The organism is Mammaliicoccus fleurettii, from assembly GCF_002018435.1.
Taxonomy (GTDB): Bacteria; Bacillota; Bacilli; order Staphylococcales; family Staphylococcaceae; genus Mammaliicoccus; species Mammaliicoccus fleurettii.
In genome coordinates, this window is sequence record NZ_MWJM01000003.1 from 1 (window position 1) to 21,522 (window position 21,522).

General features: G+C 30.1%; 15 protein-coding genes. 11 read left to right on the forward strand and 4 right to left on the reverse strand.

Going from position 1 to position 21,522, the window contains the following annotated elements; translation table 11 throughout:
* The first annotated feature begins 278 nt into the window (after window positions 1-278).
* From B2G86_RS03010 to B2G86_RS03050, 9 genes are all read left to right on the forward strand, one after another.
* A complete protein-coding gene (locus B2G86_RS03010; protein WP_078356662.1) occupies window positions 279-887 on the forward strand; it encodes a TVP38/TMEM64 family protein in 609 nt (202 codons plus the stop codon).
* Window positions 888-889: 2 nt separating this feature from the next.
* Entirely contained in the window at window positions 890-1,420 is a 531-nt protein-coding gene (gene lepB, locus B2G86_RS03015; RefSeq protein ID WP_078356663.1) for a signal peptidase I, read from the forward strand.
* A gap of 19 nt (window positions 1,421-1,439) precedes the next feature.
* Complete coding sequence (gene lepB, locus B2G86_RS03020) at window positions 1,440-2,006, forward strand: signal peptidase I (protein ID WP_078356664.1); 567 nt, start codon at window positions 1,440-1,442, stop codon at window positions 2,004-2,006.
* A gap of 96 nt (window positions 2,007-2,102) precedes the next feature.
* Entirely contained in the window at window positions 2,103-5,573 is a 3,471-nt protein-coding gene (addB, locus tag B2G86_RS03025) for a helicase-exonuclease AddAB subunit AddB (protein WP_078356665.1), read from the forward strand.
* The gene (gene addA / locus B2G86_RS03030) at window positions 5,573-9,211 is read left to right on the forward strand and encodes a helicase-exonuclease AddAB subunit AddA (protein WP_078356666.1); all 3,639 of its coding nucleotides are present in this window, start codon (window positions 5,573-5,575) and stop codon (window positions 9,209-9,211) included. The genes addB and addA overlap by 1 nt, the downstream gene beginning before the upstream one ends.
* Window positions 9,211-10,338 (forward strand): DUF418 domain-containing protein, encoded by a 1,128-nt coding sequence (locus tag B2G86_RS03035; RefSeq protein WP_078356667.1) that lies wholly within the window; start codon window positions 9,211-9,213, stop codon window positions 10,336-10,338. Before addA ends, B2G86_RS03035 begins: the two co-directional genes overlap by 1 nt.
* A 76-nt stretch (window positions 10,339-10,414) precedes the next feature.
* Window positions 10,415-11,320: a fumarylacetoacetate hydrolase family protein gene (locus tag B2G86_RS03040; protein WP_078356668.1), complete on the forward strand. Its 906-nt coding sequence runs from the start codon at window positions 10,415-10,417 to the stop codon at window positions 11,318-11,320.
* A gap of 231 nt (window positions 11,321-11,551) precedes the next feature.
* Entirely contained in the window at window positions 11,552-11,896 is a 345-nt protein-coding gene (locus tag B2G86_RS03045) for a YisL family protein (RefSeq protein WP_078356669.1), read from the forward strand.
* A 155-nt stretch (window positions 11,897-12,051) separates the two neighbouring features.
* Window positions 12,052-13,473: an alpha-amylase family protein gene (locus B2G86_RS03050; protein WP_078356670.1), complete on the forward strand. Its 1,422-nt coding sequence runs from the start codon at window positions 12,052-12,054 to the stop codon at window positions 13,471-13,473.
* 987 nt (window positions 13,474-14,460) lie between these two features.
* Here B2G86_RS03050 and B2G86_RS03055 read toward each other — a convergent pair.
* The 3 genes from B2G86_RS03055 to B2G86_RS03065 are packed head-to-tail and all read right to left on the reverse strand — an operon-like array spanning window position 14,461 to window position 17,468.
* Window positions 14,461-15,792 carry a CoA-disulfide reductase gene (locus tag B2G86_RS03055; RefSeq protein WP_078356671.1) on the reverse strand — a complete coding sequence of 444 codons (1,332 nt, stop codon included), beginning with the start codon at window positions 15,790-15,792 and terminating at the stop codon, window positions 14,461-14,463.
* A gap of 5 nt (window positions 15,793-15,797) precedes the next feature.
* Window positions 15,798-16,643, reverse strand: a complete 846-nt coding sequence (locus B2G86_RS03060; RefSeq protein ID WP_078356672.1) for a DegV family protein — start codon at window positions 16,641-16,643, stop codon at window positions 15,798-15,800.
* 12 nt (window positions 16,644-16,655) lie between these two features.
* On the reverse strand, window positions 16,656-17,468 hold the full coding sequence (locus B2G86_RS03065) for a Cof-type HAD-IIB family hydrolase (protein WP_078356673.1): 813 nt from the start codon (window positions 17,466-17,468) through the stop codon (window positions 16,656-16,658).
* A 119-nt stretch (window positions 17,469-17,587) separates the two neighbouring features.
* Here B2G86_RS03065 and B2G86_RS03070 point away from each other — a divergent pair, with 119 nt between their 5' ends.
* Window positions 17,588-17,896, forward strand: a complete 309-nt coding sequence (locus B2G86_RS03070) for a metal-sulfur cluster assembly factor (RefSeq protein WP_037588867.1) — start codon at window positions 17,588-17,590, stop codon at window positions 17,894-17,896.
* A 147-nt stretch (window positions 17,897-18,043) separates the two neighbouring features.
* Here the strand turns inward: B2G86_RS03070 and B2G86_RS03075 are convergent, their stop codons facing one another.
* Entirely contained in the window at window positions 18,044-18,736 is a 693-nt protein-coding gene (locus tag B2G86_RS03075) for a Crp/Fnr family transcriptional regulator (protein WP_078356674.1), read from the reverse strand.
* Between the two features lie 172 nt (window positions 18,737-18,908).
* Here B2G86_RS03075 and clpB point away from each other — a divergent pair, with 172 nt between their 5' ends.
* The gene (clpB, locus tag B2G86_RS03080; RefSeq protein WP_078356675.1) at window positions 18,909-21,506 is read left to right on the forward strand and encodes an ATP-dependent chaperone ClpB; all 2,598 of its coding nucleotides are present in this window, start codon (window positions 18,909-18,911) and stop codon (window positions 21,504-21,506) included.
* Window positions 21,507-21,522: the final 16 nt, after the last annotated feature.

Sequence of the window (21,522 nt, forward strand, 5' to 3'; positions counted from 1 at the left end):
TTTCTTCGTCGATTACATTGTACTAAAGTGAGCTATATATGGCTCTTATTTTATTACACAATTATATGGACATATTCAATTTATCGACCTGGAATAATCCCAATTATCATAATAGCGCCATACTACCACTCTATAAACTTCAAATATTAATTTATCCAATAAATCCACTAAAACTTTCATTACAACTTATCTACGACTTTTATACGATGTCAATTTACTTTTCTATTTACACTTTTATAGATATAATTAATATAAATTTAAGAAGGAAGTTGCATGACATGTTATTTCAAGACATTATAAATTGGTTCACTTATGAAAATATTACTGAATTAATTGAAACGTTTAGATCTTTCGGGATATTTATTGCGTTTTTATTACCATTTATTGAAGCATTTATTCCATTTTTACCTATTATTTTGTTCGTTATAGCTAATGTAAATGCATATGGTTTATTTTTAGGATTTATAATTTCGTGGGCTGGAACTGTTGCGGGAAGTTACCTTGTCTTTTTATTTTTAAGATTAATTTCTAAAAAGCCATTTATGAAAAAAATTGTTGAACAACCAAGAGTTGTAAAGTTTATTCACTGGATTGATGATCACGGGTTTGGTCCATTGTTTATTTTACTATGTTTCCCATTCACACCTGGTGCATTAGTAAATATGGTGAGTGCTTTTTCAAATATTAGTAAGCAAGTGTATTTAATAGCATTGATTTTATCAAAAGCGATTATGATATTTACTTTGAGTTTCATCGGGGCAGACATAAATTCCTTTTTTGAAAGTCCTAAAAAGAGTATAATAGTATTCGTGATTATATTTATGCTATGGTTAGTAGGTAAAGGATTTGAAAAATATTTTGACAAACGATTGAAAAACAGGAGTTAGCGATGAAAAAATTATTCGAATGGGCAATTGCAATTATTATCGCGTTAGTATTATTATTTATAGTGAGAACTTTTTTATTTATAGGTTATATTGTTGATGGTGATTCAATGGAGCCAACTTTCCATGATGAAGACAGATTAATTGTTAACAAACTTGTTAAAAATATTGGACAGATAGATAATGGAGATGTTATTGTTTTTCATGCTAATAGAGAGTCTGACTTTATAAAAAGAGTAATTGGTTTACCAGGTGACACTGTTGAAATGAAAAACAACAAATTGTATATTAATGGTACACAAGTTAACGAGCGTTATTTAAATGATAATATAAAAACGGATGATTTCAGTACTAGAACAATTCAAGGTTCTAAAAGTGACGTTATTCCTAACAATGAATACTTAGTATTAGGAGATAATCGCGGTAATAGTAGGGACTCAAGAGAAATTGGGTTTGTTCACGAGAAAGATATTGTTGGAGAAGTTAATTTAAGATATTATCCATTTGATAAAATAGATGTAAATTTCGATAAATAATAATAATGAGGTGGCATTTTTGAAAAAAGAGATATTTGAATGGGTCGTAGCAATTGCAGTCGCAGTTGTATGTGTATTATTAATACAGAAATTCTTATTTGTAACTTATACAGTTTCTGGTGATTCGATGCATCCAACTTTAAAAAATGGTGAAAAAGTAATTGTAAATAAAATTGGATACAAAGTTGGAAATATTGATAACGGAGATGTCATTGTATTTCATGCAAATGAAAATGATGATTACGTAAAGCGTGTTATCGGTAAACCAGGTGATACAGTAAAGTATGATAATGATCAATTATATGTAAATGATAAAAAAGTACCAGAAGAATACTTAAAAGCAAATAAAGCAAATAAATCTCGTGATTTACTAACTGAGAATTTTGAAGTTAAAGACCTCGTTAATTCAAACGGCGTTAATAAAATTCCAAAAGGTGAGTATCTAGTACTTGGAGATAATCGTGAAGTAAGTAAAGATGGCCGTTCATTTGGACTAATTAATGAAGATGTCATTGTCGGTGAAGTAGCACTTAGATTCTGGCCAATCAATCAATTCCATTATGATTTTGACCCATCTACAAATTAGTAATATAAATAGGTTGAACACCTCACTTAAAATTAAGTGAGGTGTTCTTTTTATGTTAAAATATATACATGAGAAATTGCCAAGGAGGTCGAATTAATGCAACTAAATGTATGGACTGGTCGAAGTGGCACCGGAAAAACTAAACAAATGATTGAACAAATGACAGAAGCTATGATAGAGAACCCATTAGGTGACCCAATTATCTTTTTAACACCTACTCAAAATACGTTCCAATATGAACAAGCATTTGTTCGAAATCCAAAATTAAAAGGAAGTATAAGAACCTCAGTATTTGGCTTCGAAAGACTAAGCTGGAGAGTCTTGAGTGATGAGGGCGGTTTAATAGAACAGCAAATATCTGATGAGGCATTAGAAATGCTTACTTATCATTTATTACATACACACAAACAACAATTAAATTTATATCAATCTACAATTCAACATTATGGATTTAGTCATAAGATGATGAATGAAATTAAAGATTTCAAAAAATATAATGTACAACCAGAAGATATCTCAGTATATATTGAAAATAATGATAATATACCAAAAAGAATGAAAGATAAATTAAGTGATATTGAAACGATTTATAAAGCATTAGAAGGGCAACTCGATGGTCGCTATGTGCAAGCTGAAGATGTATTGTACAAATTAATAGAGAAAATTCCAAATTCTGATTATATCAAACAAGCTGATATTTATATTGATGGATTCCATAACTTTTCAACTTTAGAATATCGTGTTATTGAAACACTTGTAAAATACAGTAGGTCTGTAACGATAGGATTAACGACCGACGGGGATAAAGATCCGTTTAGTTTATTTAGAAAGACTTCTGAAACATTAAGTCATATAGAAGAAGTTGCGCAATCATTACATACTACAATAAATAAAAAGCATTTTAGTAATGCTACAAGATTTAACAATAACCAAGACTTAAAACATTTAGAAAGTCAGTTTGATGCGTTATTACCAAACAAAATTGATAGTAAAAATTTAAAGGTTATTGAAGCATCAAACATGAGAGAAGAAGTTCAATATGTAGCTAGAGAAATCTTGAGACGATCTCGTGAAGACAATTTATCATTTAAAGATATTGCCATACTTTATCGTGATCCGAACTATGAACAGCTAATTGAAACAGTTTTACCTCATTTTAATATTGCTTTTAATCATGATGCTAAAAAGAAAATGGCATATCATCCTTTTATAGAATGTTTAAGGTCAATGTTAGAAGTGATTCAATCAGGTTGGAGATTTGAACCTGTCATGAGAATGCTGAAAACAGGTATATTAACGAGTCATATACCAAACGATTCTTATTTAATTGATATTCTTGAGAATTATGCTTTTGAAAGAGGTATATCAGGTAAAAGATGGACTAATCCAGAATTTTTCACTATTGAATCATTTGAAAAATTAGGAAAAAAATCGTTGAGAAAAGAAGAAGATACTTTTGTTGAAGAAGATATTAATACAATTAAAAGTGTAATCAACTTAAAAGATTATATAGTTAGTCGAATTGAAAAGTTAAACAATGCTTTATCTGAAAGTAAAACAGTTGAAGACTTTACGGTTAGATTATATGAAGTGATAGAGAAATTTGAATTACCAACTCATCTAATGACGATGAGAGATGAGTTAGAAATAAAGAGTCAATTTGAAGAAGCTGAACAAATAGACCAAGTGTGGGAAGGTACAATTCGAATATTTGATGACATTGTAGAAGTATTAGGAGATGTTACTTTATCACTTAATGAGTATATTGAAATTCTTGATCGCGGTTTAGATGAATTAGAATTTTCAATGATACCTCAAACATTAGACGAAGTAACAGTTGGTAATATGGATTTAGCTAAAGTAGATAATAAAGAAACAGTATTTTTATTAGGTATGAACGATGGTGTCTTACCAAGTGTATCCAATCAAATGCTTTTACTTACAGATGATGAGAAAAAGGAATTGGTAGAAACAAGTGGATTGGAACTCAGTCCGACAAGTGATATTTTACAAATGGATGAAGCGTTTGTATGTTATATTGCGATGACACGTGCTAAAAGAGAAGTCGTATTTACGTATAGCCTTATGTCTGACAGTGGAGAAGTAAGAGAAAAAAGTCCATTTATCAATACAATTCAATCATTATTTACAAATTTAGAAGTTAAATCACTTAAATCAAGTATTGAGAATAATCCTATTCAACTTTTAGAACATGAACATCAAAGTCAAATGCATATATTTGAACACTTAAACGATTGGTTAAATGATGAAATCGTTAATGATATTTGGTTAGATGCTTACTATGCAGCTCAAGATATACATTATTTAGACAATACAATTCAATTTTTAACATCAGCTTTAACTTATAAAAACGACACAGTTCAGCTTAATACAGAAGTATCAGAACAATTATATGGTAAAAAAATAAACGCAAGTGTTTCAAGATTTGAAACATACAATCAATGCCCATTTAAACATTATGTATCACATGGATTAAGGTTGAACGAACGATCTAAATATCAAATTCAGAGTGTAGATATTGGTAATATATTCCATCAAACTTTAAAATATATATCTGATGAGGTTAACGGAGATTTTAGTAAATTGTCAGCTCAAACGATGACAAAATTAATTAATGAAGCCATTGATGAAAGTTTGCCTAAAATTCAGTTTGATGTATTACACCGAACAGCACACTACAGATATTTAAAATTAAGAATACAAAATATACTTAAATCAACATTAGAAGCAATGAAATATCAAACAGGTCATTCAAAATTTAAAGCCTATCAATTTGAATTGAATTTTGGTGCTACATCTAAGCATCAATTGAAAACAACGCCGCTTGCGACTAAACGTCAAATACCGATTAATATAAGAGGGCAAATAGATAGATTAGACGTTTATAAAGGAAAAGATAAAGACTATGTTTCAATAATTGACTATAAATCGTCTGAAACCAATCTAGATTTAACAAAAGTTATGTACGGAATGCAAATGCAAATGTTTACTTATCTAGATGTTGTATTACAAAACAAGACAATTTTAAATCTACAAGATGAAGTGTCGCCAGGGGCACTATTATACTTCCATGTACATGAGCCAGAAATAAAAGCAAAAAGCTGGGGAGAAATTCCTGAAACTGATGATATATATCAACATACAATTGAAAAGTTTAAAATGGATGGTTATGTTAACAAAAATCCTGAAGTAGTAGATGCACTAGATGATAAATTAAATGAACAACTTAAATCGGATATGATACCAGTTGCAAGAAAGAAAAATGGAGATTTATACAGCTATAGTAAAGCATTGGACGAAGATTTATTCTATAAATTAATGAACAAAAATAGAAATAATTTTGTTGAAACGGCTACACAAATTATGGATGGTCATACAGAAGTTACACCTATGAGATATCAAAAGAAACTACCTTGTCAATTTTGTGAATATAAGTCAGTATGTCATATTGATCCTATTACAGATACTGACCAATATAGAGAAATAGACCATACTTTAAGTAAAGATGAATTGATTAATATGTTAAGAGAGGAGGAAGAAGAATAATGTCATTACCTGTTAAGCCATTTGATGCACAATGGACAGACGATCAGTGGAAAGCTATTTATACTGAAGGAAGAGATATTCTAGTTGCTGCAGCTGCAGGAAGCGGTAAAACTGCTGTATTAGTTGAGCGTATTATTCAAAAAATCATGCGTAATAAACAAGATGTGAATAAATTACTTGTTGTAACATTTACGAATGCGAGTGCTAGAGAAATGAAAGCAAGAGTGAATGCTGCTATTCAACAAGAAAGTTTAAAATATCCTGAAGATGAACATTTAAAATCCCAAAGAATAAAAATTCATCAAGCACAAATATCTACACTTCACAGTTTTTGTTTATCATTAATTAAATCACATTATGATGAAATAGATATAGATCCAAACTTTAGAACAGCAAATGAAGTAGAAGGTATCGTACTTTTAGAACAAGCAATTGATGATGTATTAGAAATGTATTATGAAAAAAATGAACAACCGTTTTTAGATATAGTTGAACATTTGTCAAACGACCGATCTGATGAGCCATTAAGAGATACTCTGAAACGGTTATATCGATTTAGTATTGCACATGCCAATCCAATTGCCTGGTTAAATCATTTAGATAAACCATATAAAGAGATAGATATAAAACATCCATATTTCAATATGTTGAATCAATTAATCAATCGTAAATTAGATAGTGCTATGCATGCTTTATATCAATCATTGGATTGTTATCAACATTTGAATGACGTCGACAAGCATATGACTTATCTTGAAGGTGAAAGAATTTGGATTGAACAAGTTATAAATGGAACTAAATCACTTGATAATCTCCATCTAGATGTCGCTTTAAAAAAATTGCCAACTAATACTGCCAAAATTAAAAGTCAAAATGAAGGTGACGAGCAGTTATTAGAACTTGGAAAGAATTATCATAAAGATTATATTGACCATTTAAAAGCGTTATCAGAAGGTTATTTAAGTCGTGATAGAGAAGAGTTAGTTCAAGATATGCATGAGATGCATCCAAGAGTAAGGGTAATTGCTGACATTACAAAAGACATCATTAAGTATTTCAAAAGTTTAAAACAGAATAAACGTATTATCGATTTTTCTGATTATGAACATTTAGCTTTAGAAATTTTAACTGATGATGAAGGTAAACCATCAGAGATTGCACTCCAATATAGAGAGTTATTCGATGAAATATTAGTAGATGAATATCAAGATACTAACAGAGTACAAGAAGCAATTATAAGCTGCATTAAACGTGGTGAAGAATATAATGGTAATTTATTTATGGTTGGAGATGTAAAACAATCCATTTATAAATTTAGACAAGCAGAACCAGAATTATTTATAGAAAAATATAAACGCTTTAATCAGGCAAAGCATGTATCAGGAGAAGTCATCGATTTATCTAAAAACTTTAGATCTAGAAGAGAAGTATTAGATAATACGAATTATATATTCACACACATGATGGATGAAACTGTTGGTGAAATTGAATATAATGATGAAGCCAAATTGTATTATGGCGCTGATTATGATGAGCAAAACACACCATTAGAAATGGATGTTTTAGTTCAAGATTCATTTGAAGAGGAAGACAATAATCTTATAGAAGCGAAATGTATCGTAGATAAAGTTCAACATATTCTTGATAATAAACAAGTATATGATAGAAAAACACAAAGCTATCGTCCGGCCACTTTTAAAGATATTGTCATTTTGGAAAGAAGTTATAGTAACGCAATGCATTTACAGCAACAATTTAAAGATGCCAATATACCTTTTTATGTCGAATCGAAGAAAGGTTATTTCGAACAAAATGAAATTCGCTTAATGCTTTCATTTTTACGAGTTATCGATAATCCTTTACAAGATAAATATTTAGTAGGTTTAATGCGTTCAATTGCTTTTCAATTTAAAGAAGATGAGTTAGCAGAAATTAGAAATAAAGCACCACAAGAAATTTATTATTTCGATTCAATATATAAATATATAGCTGATTCTGAAGCAGATACACAACTAGTTGAAAAGCTTAATAATTTCTTAAAACAACTGAAAAGTTACCAGTCTTATAGTAAGGCTGTTCCTGTTTGGCAATTGCTAGATAAATTATACAACGATTACTATTTAATTTCTTATTTCAGTGGACTTACTGGTGGCGTACAAAGAAGACAAAATTTATACGGATTATTAAATAAAGCAATTCAGTTTGAAGCGTCTAGTTTACGAGGGATTTTTCAATTTATAAGGTTTATAGATGAGTTAATAGAACGTGGCCAAGATTTTGGTCAAGAAAGTGTTATTGGTCCGAATGATGATGTCGTACGTATGATGACAATTCATAGTAGTAAAGGATTAGAGTTTCCATTTGTTATATATTCTGGTATTACAAGAGAATTTAATCGTGCAGATTTAAGAAATCATGTTATATTAAACAATCGCTATGGTATGGCTTTATCTTATTTTAATATTGATAAGGCATTAACATACCCAACGTTAGCGTCTATTATCTTTAAAAATATAAATGAAACTGAAATGATATCTGAGGAAATGCGTTTAATTTACGTCGCACTAACAAGAGCTAAAGAAGGTTTATATCTAGTTGGTCGAGTTAAAAATGAAAAAGCAGTCGAAAATTTAGGATTAGTAAATGCAGATAAATTTGAAATGATTGATCCTGAATATAGAGTGAAAGCTAAATCAGCATTTGATCTCATTTCTACTATTTTGTCTAAGTCAAAATCTCATGGCTTATCAAATGCAATTACATTTAATTCAACTCATAATGAATCATTCAATATCAATATCATTAGAGAAGAAGAAAGCAATGAAGAAGATGATGTATTAAATGACAAACCTACTATTGAAACACTATTAAATTATAAACCATCAGATAAAAAAGATGAGATATACAATCAAATGGTGTACTCATATCCTAATGAGAGCCTATTAAATATAGCAGCAAAACAGTCAGTATCAGAAATTAAGAGACAGCGAGAAACTGAAGAAGCGGGAACAGATTATCAAATCGTAAGACAATATCAGCTAGGTACAAAATCATATGACAAACCTAAGTTCTTATCTAATCAAAAGAGACAAAGTGCTGAAATAGGTACTTTAATGCATGCAGTGATGCAACATCTCCCTTTGAAAAGCGGTGGCTTAAATATTGACCAACTAAAAGATCTTGTGAATGAACTCATAGAGAAGGACATTTTACCAGATGACACGTTAGATGATATCGACTTATCACTTATTCAAGGATTTATTCAATCAGACTTATATACTCGATTAGTAAATGCTGATAAAGTGTTTAGAGAAGTGCCTTTCGTAGTTGGTCAAGATGATATTGATCAAGGATTAACTTTTAATGTTTCTGAGGATGACAATAAACCTATCATTCAAGGGATGATTGACTGTATATTTGTTGAAGGAGATAAAGTTTCTTTCATCGATTATAAAACAGATACATTTATTGTACGAAGAGGTAAGACTGAAGAAGAAGTGGCAGAAACAATGAAGCAAAAATACGAAGTACAAATGCAATATTATAAAAATACTTTGGAAACAATTTTACAACAACCAGTTGAAGGGTATTTATATTTCTTTCAATATGGCACGAAACACATCAAGGAGAATAATTAATGGCAAAACAAAGAATATTTAGTATTGATGCATTAAGAGGATTTAGTTTATTAGGCATATTACTTATGAACATCTTAACATTTGCTTTTCCATATCAAATCATCAATCCATTTGAATTTTTTCAACAACAAGATGGTGCATTATTTAAAATAAGCTCACTTTTTATTATTGCATCATTTTATCCAATATTTGCATTTTTATTTGGGTATGGCTTATCCATAATGTATCAAAATAGTATAGAAAAAGAACTGAATTATTATCCAATGATAATAAGAAGATTGTCATTTTTATTACTAATTGGAATGATCCATGGCATATTTATATTTTACGGTGATATTTTAGCTACATATGCATTGTTAGGATTTATTGCGATTATTTTCGTGAGACTAAAGCCACAACATTCGTTAGTTGCGCTAACTATTGGTTTTGGTATTTTAATTCTTTTGTATATTTTACCTATGGTTTTATTACAAGATGCTACTCAAGTTGAAAATTTTGTAGGGTTACAAGAATTAGAAAGAGTCAATAATATATTAGCAAGTGCAGACTATTTATCAATTATAGGTGTTAACTTGAAGTACTTTGGCATGAATGTAGCAAATACTATTTTAGTTGGTCCTTTTAGTATATTACCAATTATGTTATTCGGAATATATGCACATCAAATAAATTGGTTGAATAAAATTCGTAATCATAAAAATTTATACACAGTAATTGGACTCGTTATTTTTATTTTAGGATTAGCAATTAAAATGATTCAAATCGTCTTAGAAGGATCAATGACATCTCAATTAATTAGTCAATTGCTTGGTGGGCCAATTGTTGCGCTAAGTTATATTATCTTTTTTGTACTACTATGTGAAGATGCAACAGCCAGAAAAGTGTTAAATCCGCTACAATATATTGGTAAATTAAGTTTAACGACTTATTTAACACAAAGTATAATTTGTATCTTTATCTTCTATGGTATTGGGCTGAACTATTATGGTAAATTACCAGTACTCACAATATACACAATTGCTATTGTTATATATTTAGTTCAATTGTTATTGAGTTATTTATATTTAAAGAAATTCAAACAAGGTCCAATAGAGAAATTGTGGAGAAAAGTGACATATTTAAAATAATAGTTTGAAAATAATGCGATTTATCAAAAAATTCGTTATAATTAAGGATAAGAACAAGAAGGAGCTGACAGAGTGGATGAAATTTTTAACTTTTAAATACAAAGATATTACTTCTTATGGTGTGAAAGTAAAACGCGAAGAAGCAGTTTGGGACTTACGTAAAGTTTTCGCAGACTTTGGAGAAGAGGCATTCAATCCTAAAACATTACTAGAAGGCTTACAATTTAATATTAACGTTGACTTTCAAGAGGCAGTTCGTAAAGCAGTAGTCAAAGTAGAAGAAACTGCTGAAAAAGACGATTATAAATATAGCTTCGAAGATATCGAATTTTTACCACCTGTAACACCTACAAATAATGTTATAGCTTTTGGTCGTAATTACAAAAAACATGCTGAAGAATTAAATAATAAAGTTAATAGACTATATGTATTTACTAAAGCAGCATCTTCATTAACAGGAGATAATGCAACAATTCCTAATCACAAAGACGTAACTGACAAATTAGATTATGAAGGTGAACTAGGTGTTGTAATTGGTAAATCAGGAGAGAAAATACCACGCGGTCTAGCATTAGATTACGTATATGGTTATACAATTATCAATGATATTACAGATAGAAATGCTCAAAAAGAACATGATCAAGCATTTTTATCAAAATCATTAACTGGTGGTTGCCCAATGGGACCTTATATCGTAACAAAAGATGAATTACCTTTACCAGAAGACGTTAATATTGTGACAAAAGTTAACAATGAAATTCGTCAAGATGGTAACACTAACGAAATGATATTAAAAATTGATGAACTAATTGCTGAAATTTCTAAATATGTTGCTTTACATCCAGGAGATGTTATCGCTACAGGTACACCAGCTGGAGTTGGAGCGGGTATGAACCCAGCTCAATTTTTACAACCTGGAGATGAAGTAAAAGTAACAATCGATGGAATAGGTACTTTAACTACTTTCATTAGCGAAAAATAATAGTATTAGTAGAATATTAAGTTGATGAGCTGGAGATAATGAAACTTTTTGAATAAATTAGATTTCAGTCTCTTACTCATCTTCTTTTTGTCGTTATATTAATAAAATTTTGAATAAATTGTGAAATATAAGCAAACATGATTATTTGGTATGTAAAAAAGGCTTATTCTAATAATGCATATGTTATAATGCTATTGGAAAACAAATATTATTATTTAGGGGGAACTGAATATGATACATTTCCATATTTTTAGCTGGTTAGTAACGATTATTCTATTTTTCGTAGTTTATATGAAAGTTACAAACAAATCAGTTCATATGGTATTAAGGTTATTCATGGTGCTTACATTAATTTCTGGTTTTGTTATTTTTATACAAGCCATGGGTATTAATGGTATGTTATATGGCATCAAATTTATTCTTGGACTGGCAGTTATTGGATTAATTGAAATGACAATTGCTAAGAAGAAAAAGAATAAAAATAGCCAAGGATTTTTCATTGCAACAATAGTTGTTATGGTATTAACAATTTTATTAGGTAGTTATTTACCAATGGGCGTATTACATTTTGGTTAATTACTAACGTTAACAAATCCATTCATAACTTTATTCAATAAAGTTATGAATGTTTTTTTATGTGAAATAATTTATGACAATTTCATGTAGTTCTATCAGTAAAGTAAACGTTTTAGTATAATAGAGATAATTGGGTAATAAAGAGGGTTGAATATATGAATAAATGGACAAAGTTAGTAATAGCAGTAATTTTGATGGCACCACTTTTTAATGGTTATGCTTTTGCGAAAGATAAGGAATTTGAAGATGTGAAATATCCTAGAATATATAGTCTAGTTGTCGATCGTTTTATGAATGGTAATAATGATAATAATAAAATGATTAAAAACAATGACAAATCTGAAAATTTACCACTTGGGGGAGATTTCCAAGGGATTAAATCTAAATTAGATTATATTCATGATATGGGCTTCAACACAGTACATATTTCTCCAGTCTTTTCACACGAACAAAATGACTTTTTAGGCTATAAAGTCAATAATTACGATGAAATTGATAAAGTATTAGGTGGGGAAAAGGCTTTTAAATCACTCATTAAAGAAGTGCATAAAAAGGACATGAAAATTATAGTTGATATGCCTACTACTTATACTGATACATTTAAGCAATCAGTTAACGGTGATTTAAATAGCGTGCAAAAGTCATATTTTAAAAATGACAAATTTATAGATTTAAAAAATAATGAAAACCAAGGTATTTATAAATCTAAAGTTAAAAAATTTATAGATCAATATGAAGTTGATGGAATATCAATGAATATTGTACAGGATGGCATAGATGCTCAAGCATTTTTACCTGAAGGTATAGATACTTATGGCATCATTAACAAAGACGGCATTGATGCCAAGAACTTTAAACATTTATCTACTAACAAGAAACGTACTGCTCTTCAAGATGCGTTTAAAACGGTAAATACAAACATTCCATCATATAAAGAAGATGGAGAGGTACTTTTAGCTGATACATGGTTTACAGAAAGATTTACTAAGCATGCAGCTGATGAAAATATGTTTCCAGGAACACGTATCAAACAATTAATGACTTATATGTGGGGATATAAAGGTCCTATAATGATGAATTATGGTACTGAAATAGCAGTTAATGGTTCTAATATCGAAACGATAAATCAACTACAGAATTTCAGAACCGATAAAGAAGTAATTGATTATTTAGAAAAAATTTCAGATACATTCAAACAATATCAAGAATTATTTGAAGGAGAAGTGAAAGTTCTACCTCATAATAAAGGAACTAATGTATTTTATTATGATACGAACACGATTGATTATATATTGAATGTTAATGACTCAAGTAATTCAAAAAAAGTAACGTTAACAGACAAAGTAATTGAAAAAAACAAAATGCTCTCAGGGTTAATTTTGGGAGATAATATAAAGAAAAAGAATAATCAATATGATTTAATCACTGATAGAGAAGAAAGTGAATTATATGCAGTGATTAACGAACGAGGATTAAATAATAGTTACTTTATTGCAGCTATTTTAGTGGTATTATTATTCGGATTATTTATATTCCTTGTTTCAAGAAGAAGCAAAAGACAAAGAAATAAATCTTAAACATAGAAAAGGCTGAGACAATTAAATTGTCTCAGCCTTTTAGTTATAGAGTATCTATATTCACACAAGTTGGTAGAAGTGCAAGCAAGGGTATCTATGTTCATACAAGTTGGTAGAAGTGTAAGTATGGGTATCTATATTTACACAAGTAGGTAGAAGTGTGAGTATGAGTATCTATATTCACACAAGTAGGTAGAAGTGTGAGTATGGGTATCTATATTTACACAAGTCTATAGAAGTGTAAGTAAGAGTATCTATATTCACACAAGTAGGTAGAAGTGTAAGTATGAGTATCTATATTCACACAAGTAGGTAGAAGTGTGAGTATGGGTATCTATATTTACACAAGTAGGTAGAAGTGTAAATATGGGCATCTATATTCACACAATTTGGTAGAAGTGTAAGTATGAGTATCTATGTTCACACAAGTTGGTAGAAGTGTAAATATGGGCATCTATATTCACACAAGTTGGTAGAAGTGTGAGTATGGGTATCTATATTTACACAAGTCTATAGAAGTGTAAGTAAGAGTATCTATATTCACACAAGTAGGTAGAAGTGTAAGTATGAGTATCTATATTCACACAAGTAGGTAGAAGTGTGAGTATGGGTATCTATATTTACACAAGTAGGTAGAAGTGTAAATATGGGCATCTATATTCACACAATTTGGTAGAAGTGTAAGTATGAGTATCTATGTTCACACAAGTTGGTAGAAGTGTAAATATGGGCATCTATATTCACACAAGTTGGTAGAAGTGTGAGTATGGGTATCTATATTTACACAAGTCTATAGAAGTGTAAGTAAGAGTATCTATATTCACACAAGTTGGTAGAAGTGTAAGTAAGATTATCTATGTTCACAAAAACCTATAGAAGTGTGAAATATTTGTATAAGAAAAAAGAGCAGAATTTAATTTTTACAATAAATTTCTGCTCTTTTTAATTTTCTAAGATATTTATATCCTGGACTTTTCTAATCTATTTTTATTTTGATTGTGCTTTGTAACCAATCATATTGACGATATCTTTTGGACTTGAGAAAGGAGGGGCATAAGCAATTTCTATGTCTCTCATTTCATCTATAGTCAATTCACCGATAATAGCAGTTGATAAAATATCGATTCGTTTATCTGCGCCGTCTTTTCCTACTGCACATGCACGTAATATTTTACGCGATGATTTATCGAAATAAACACGTAAGGTGATTGGTTCTGCGTTTGGATAATACCCAGCATGTTGTTTTTGAATTTGTTCAACGACACCGTAATTGTAGTCCTTCAATTCTTGTTCTGATATGCCTACGCTTCCTAACGCGTAATCAAATATTCGTACAATATTAGTTCCAAGTAGACCACGAAAAGCTGATTTTTCATTAGGTGATTTCACTGCAAGGTTTTCAGCTATTATTGCTGCTGCTCTATGCGCTCCCCAAGCTAATGTAATACTTGTAGGTTTTTTTGTATGTCTATAAAATGTTTCAATTACATCACCTAAAGCGTAAACACTGTCTAAATTTGTTTCGAAATATTCATTGACAGGTATATAGCCTTTTTCATTTAATTGTAGTGATGATGACTTTAACCAGTCACTATTAGGCTCAATTCCAACACCTGTGATGATTATGTCATATTCTTCAACGTTACCAGATTTAAAAGTAACTTTACGGTCTGAAATATCTGCAATTTCTTCATTTAATCTATATTTGATATTTCTTTTATCTAACTCATCGAAAATGACATTATTTAAATCTTTATCCATACTTTTATTTATATGGTCACTTCTGTGAATTAATGTTGGTTCTATACCTCTAGCATAAAAATTTTCTAAAATTTCTAAACTGACATATCCGGCACCAACTATTAATGCAGATTTTACATTTTCATTTACGATAAAACTTTCGATTTCATCAGTATCAACTAAGTTTCTTAAAGTAAATAACCTATCAGATTGGAGTGGTAAGTGTCTTGCACGACACCCAGGACTTAAAATAAGTGTGTCATAATGATCATCAAAAGTTTCTCCAGTTTGATGATTTTTTACTGTAATTGTTTTATTTTTATCATTTAATGCAATAGCTTCATGAAAAGGTTTTACAGTTATATTCTTTTTATCATGAAATTTTTGAGGTGTAGCAGATAGCATTAAATTTCTGTCTTCTACAACATCTCCTAAATAATAGGGTAGGCCGCAATTGGCGAAACTCATATCTCTATCTTTCTCGTATACTACAATTTCACTTTCTGAATCAAGTCGTCTAATTTGTGATGCAACTGTGGCACCACCAGCTACTGCACCAATAACGATAATTTTATTCAATATTATCACTCCTTATAATAAAAAATTGCTACCGTGCCACTACCTGTATGAGAACTAATAACTGGACCAATGTCTGAAATAATAACATCTTTTGGTGATAAAGATTGGTGCATTAATTCTTTTAGTTTTTCAGCGTCTTCGATATCATCAGCATGAGTTATATAGATTGTTTCACTTGAAAAGTCGCTATTTTCATTTTTCATTTTATCTATAATAGCATGCCATAGTTTTTTTGAACCACGATATTTCTCGATTGGAACGAGTTTTCCTTCTTCTACATGTAGCAACGGTTTGATATTTAATAAATTACCTAAAAATGCCTGACCTTTAGACAATCTACCGCCACTTGCTAAATAATTTAAGTCTTTTACTGTGAATAAATGTCTTATTTTATCTAGTTTATTTTTAATATATTTATCTAATTCTTCGAAACTATAATTCTGTTCGATTTTATCTTGTACATCGAGTATAAGCTTGCCACATCCCATAGAAGCACTTAAAGTATCATAGATTGTTAAATCAAGATTAGGATAATCCTCTTTAACTTGTTCTTTTACTAGACAAGCAGTTTGATATGTTCCACTTAATGCACTACTAAAAGCTAAATAAATAGCTTGTTCATTATTTTCAGCAATTTCAGTGAATACTTTAGTCATTTGTTCCATAGTTGCTTGGTTAGTCTTAGGGTGTTTATTATTTTTAATAGCAGCTAATACTTCATCGTTTGATATTTCATATTGATCAACTTTACTTTCATTGTCGATGACTATTCCATAAGGTAAAAAGTAGAATCCGTATTTTTCAATTTGAGATAATGTTAAATCTGATCCACTGTCTACTATCATTTTCATTTGAATAACCCCTTACATATTTAGTCCAAAATGTTTGTTTAAGTATTTTCCGATACCATCATTATTATTAGTGTCTGTAACTTCGTTTGCTATTTCTTTAAGTTCAGGTATAGCATTACCCATAGCAATTCCATAATTAGCAAATTGAATCATTTCATTGTCATTATCTTCATCGCCAAATGCAATAATATTATCAAAATCTACATTCAAATATTCAGCAACATATTTCACAGCTTTACCTTTATTAATACCCTTTTTAACAATTTCAATAACTGGAAATGGTGCTCCCCAACGACGATGTTCAATAAATTCAGCATAATGTTTGTTTAAATGTTTTTTTATGTTAGGAATTTCATCATCTTCTGCTTGAATCAATAAACTTGTAGGTGATTCCGTAAGTAACTCATTTAATTTACCATATTTAATTTCAGGATTACCCATGCTGAAACCTTCAAATAATGTTTGGTCATAGTTATTAATATAAACTTGATCTCTTACTTCTGCTATAATATTTTTAACATTAAGTTGGCTAATATCTTGAAAAATTTTAGAAGCTATACGTGCATCAAATTGTTCATGTTTAGGTTCAAATCTATTGTCAGTCGGATGATGAATATATGCGCCGTTAAAATTAATAATAGGTGTATTCATATCCATTGCTCTATAATAATCTACACTTGCTCGATATGGTCTACCAGTTGAAATAATGATTTCATGACCAGCTTTTTTTAAATATTGTAGTACTCTTTTTGTATAAGGTGAGATGTGCTTTTCATCGTTTAATAATGTGCCATCTAAATCTAAACAGATTAAATGTTTTTCCATATCGATAACTCCTTAGTCATTTTCTTTTTGATACATACTATAATATCATATCATTTTCTTTAACCAATGCTTTAAATTTGATATATTATATGTAGTAACTTTTAGAATGAGGTGAAAATATGGAAGAAGCAATGAAAGATAGTATCATTGGTGCACTTGAAAATGTAATTGACCCAGAACTAGGAATTGACATAGTTAACTTAGGTCTTGTATATAATGTAGACTTAGACGACGAAGGATTATGTACAGTAGAAATGACATTAACTTCAATGGGTTGTCCGATGGGGCCACAAATTATAGATCAAGTTAAAACAGCATTAGCTGAATTACCTGAAATTAAAGAAACAGAAGTAAATATTGTCTGGAATCCACCATGGGGCAAAGACAAAATGTCACGATACGCTAAAATTGCATTAGGTGTAAGCTAATAGAATAAAGAAAAAGCCTAGGAGAAATCCTTGGCTTTTTTTTGGTTTAATTCAATAACAACGCACGAAGACTCCAGAGATATCGTACGATTCAGCGCAAATCCGTATCAAATCTAGCTCAAATCCAGCTCAATATATGTTATAGCTCTATTCAATCCTACAAATTGATAAAGGACAATTTTCACAGTTTATGGATTTTTTTAAGTATTCAAGGTCGTGTATTGTAATTCTTTTATGATTGACGGATACGATATTTTCTTTTTTTAAATAGCTCAACATTCGATTTACACTTTCTCTTGTGACGTTGCAAAAATTAGCTAATTCGTGATTTGTTAAATCGACATTAATCAATATACTATCTCCAACTTGAATACCGTATGTGTTTGATAACTTTATAAGTATAGAATAGAATGCGCCAGTTTTTCCTAATGTATAAACATCTCTTATTAAATATTCATTCTTTTCATTTTCGTTTTGTACCCACAATAACCATTCGTATTTAAGTACTTCATCATTTAAAATCGCTTCTTCAAATTGAATTTTGGGTATGCTATATACGATGGCTTCTTCTTTTACTCTAGCTGATAGGGTATGTTTTTTTCTACCGCAAAATAAAGTGGTGGATCCAAAGATGCTATGACGTCCAAGTAGTTTAGTGTTAAATTCTTTACCATCTTCCATCACACGATGTGTAATAACTTTTCCTTCAGAAATAACGTAAATATGGTTACATAAGTCCTCAGTATGGTATATATAATGGTGAGTATGAAAATGTAACTTTTGTCCATGTGTTTTAATGTATTCAATAACTGAAGCTGCTTCTGTATATGTAGTTTGCAAAAGATCACTTCCCCGTTTATTTTCATTTATATTTTACCATAAAATGTAAGTGAAAAGGTTTGTAATTTTGATGCTTTATATTTGTCAAAGAAGGTCAAACGGTATATAATCAAATTAAGGTCAAAGATAGTCAAACTATTAGACTGATGAAAAATTTAAAGAGGTGATACATTTGGATATTAATCAAATGACTTATTCAGTTCAAAGTGTTATCGAGAAAGCGCAACAATTATCACAATCATATGAACTACAAAATATTGAAATAGAAGCTGTATTATTATCAGCATTAAATGAAGATGAAAGTATTTTCAAAAGAACATTAGACAGAGCTCAAATTGATACAGACGAATTAGAAAGTAAATATAAACAAAAGTTAAATCAATATTCAGTAGTTAAAGGCGATAACATCCAATACGGACAATATATTTCTCCTAAACTTAATGAATTATTTAACAAAGCTAATCAAATTAAAGAAGAAATGCAAGACGACTTTATGTCTATGGAGCATATTTTAAAAGCATCTATAGAAGTCGATCAAACAACTAAAGATATAGTTGGTAATAAAAAAGAAGTTATAAATGAAATTATTAATAAAATAAGAGGGGGTAATAGAGTGACATCACAAAATCCTGAAGTACAATATGAAGCATTATCTAAATATGGAAGAGATTTAGTTGAAGAAGTTAGAAAAGGGAATATGGATCCAGTTATTGGTAGAGATGAAGAAATTCGAAATACTATTCGAATATTGAGCAGAAAAACTAAAAATAACCCAGTATTAATTGGTGAACCTGGTGTAGGTAAAACAGCAATCGTTGAGGGATTAGCACAACGTATAGTTAGACGAGATGTTCCAGATTCACTTTTAGATAAGACAATATTTGAATTAGATTTATCAGCATTAGTAGCTGGTGCTAAGTTTAGAGGTGAATTTGAAGAAAGATTAAAAGCTGTCTTAAAAGAAGTAAAAGAGTCTGAAGGTAGAATTTTACTTTTCATTGATGAAATTCATATGCTAGTTGGTGCAGGTAAAACGGATGGTGCAATGGATGCAGGTAACATGCTTAAACCGATGTTAGCTAGAGGTGAATTGCATTGTATCGGCGCAACAACGTTAAATGAATATCGACAATACATTGAAAAGGATTCTGCATTAGAAAGACGTTTCCAAAAAGTGAATGTTAAAGAACCAGACTTAGAAGATACGATTTCAATTTTAAGAGGTTTAAAAGAAAGATATGAAGTTCACCACGGTGTACGTATACAAGATAGAGCATTAGTTGCAGCAACAGAACTATCAGATCGATATATAACTGATCGATTCTTGCCAGATAAAGCGATAGACTTAGTAGACCAAGCTTGTGCAACTATTAGAACAGAAATGGGCTCTAATCCTACAGAATTAGATGCTGTAAACAGACGTGTTATGCAACTTGAAATTGAAGAAAATGCACTTAAATCTGAATCTGATCAAAGTAGTCAAATTCGATTATCAGAACTTCAAAAAGAATTGGCAGATGAAAAAGAAAAACAACAACAATTACAAAGTAAAGTTGAACAAGAAAAAGAACAAATCAAATCTCTTCAAGATAAAAGAGCAGAGTTAGACGAAAGTAAACAAGCGTTAGAAAATGCAGAAAATCAATATGATTTAGGTAAAGCTGCCGAACTTAAACATGGTAGAATACCTCAAATAGAAGCTGAATTAAAAGAACTTGAAAATGAATTTGCAGAAGAAACAGGTTCTGATCATGATAGATTAATTAGAGAAGTAGTAACAGATGAAGAAATTGGTTATATTGTAAGTCAATGGACAGGAATCCCTGTTTCAAGATTAGTTGAGACTGAAAGAGAGAAATTGCTTAAACTATCAGATATATTACATGAGAGAGTTGTAGGTCAAGACGAAGCAGTAGATTTGGTCTCTGACGCAGTAGTTAGAGCAAGAGCAGGTATTAAAGATCCAAATAGACCAATTGGTAGTTTCTTATTCTTAGGACCAACAGGGGTTGGTAAAACTGAACTAGCTAAGACATTAGCCGCAACTTTATTTGACTCTGAGAAACATATGATAAGAATAGATATGAGTGAGTATATGGAAAAACACTCAGTTGCAAGATTAATTGGTGCACCTCCAGGCTATGTAGGTTATGAAGAAGGCGGTCAATTAACAGAAGCAGTAAGAAGACAACCTTATTCAGTAATTCTTTTAGACGAGATAGAAAAAGCTCATAATGATGTATTTAACGTATTGCTACAATTATTGGATGAAGGTAGATTAACAGATGCAAAAGGTCGAAGTGTTGACTTTAAAAATACAATCATTATTATGACAAGTAATATAGGTTCCCAATATTTATTAGATGGTGTAACAGATGAAGGTGAAATCGATGAAGCAGCTAAAAAACAAGTAAATGAAAGTTTACATGCATACTTCAAACCGGAAATATTAAATAGAATGGATGACATCGTACTATTTAAACCATTATCAATTAAAGATATGAGCTACATTGTCGACCACATTATTACTAATTTAAATATTAGATTAGAAGATCAACACATTAAAATTAATGTAGATCAAGAAGTTAAAGAATGGATCGCACAAAAAGCATATGAGCCACAATTTGGAGCAAGACCTTTAAAACGATTTGTTCAAAGACAAATTGAAACACCATTAGCGAGAATGATGATAGGTCAAGAAATGAAAGAAGGCACTATTATAGATGTACATCTGGTTGAAGACGAAGTGAAATTTGAAATAAATGAATAAAAAAATTCCCGTCAAC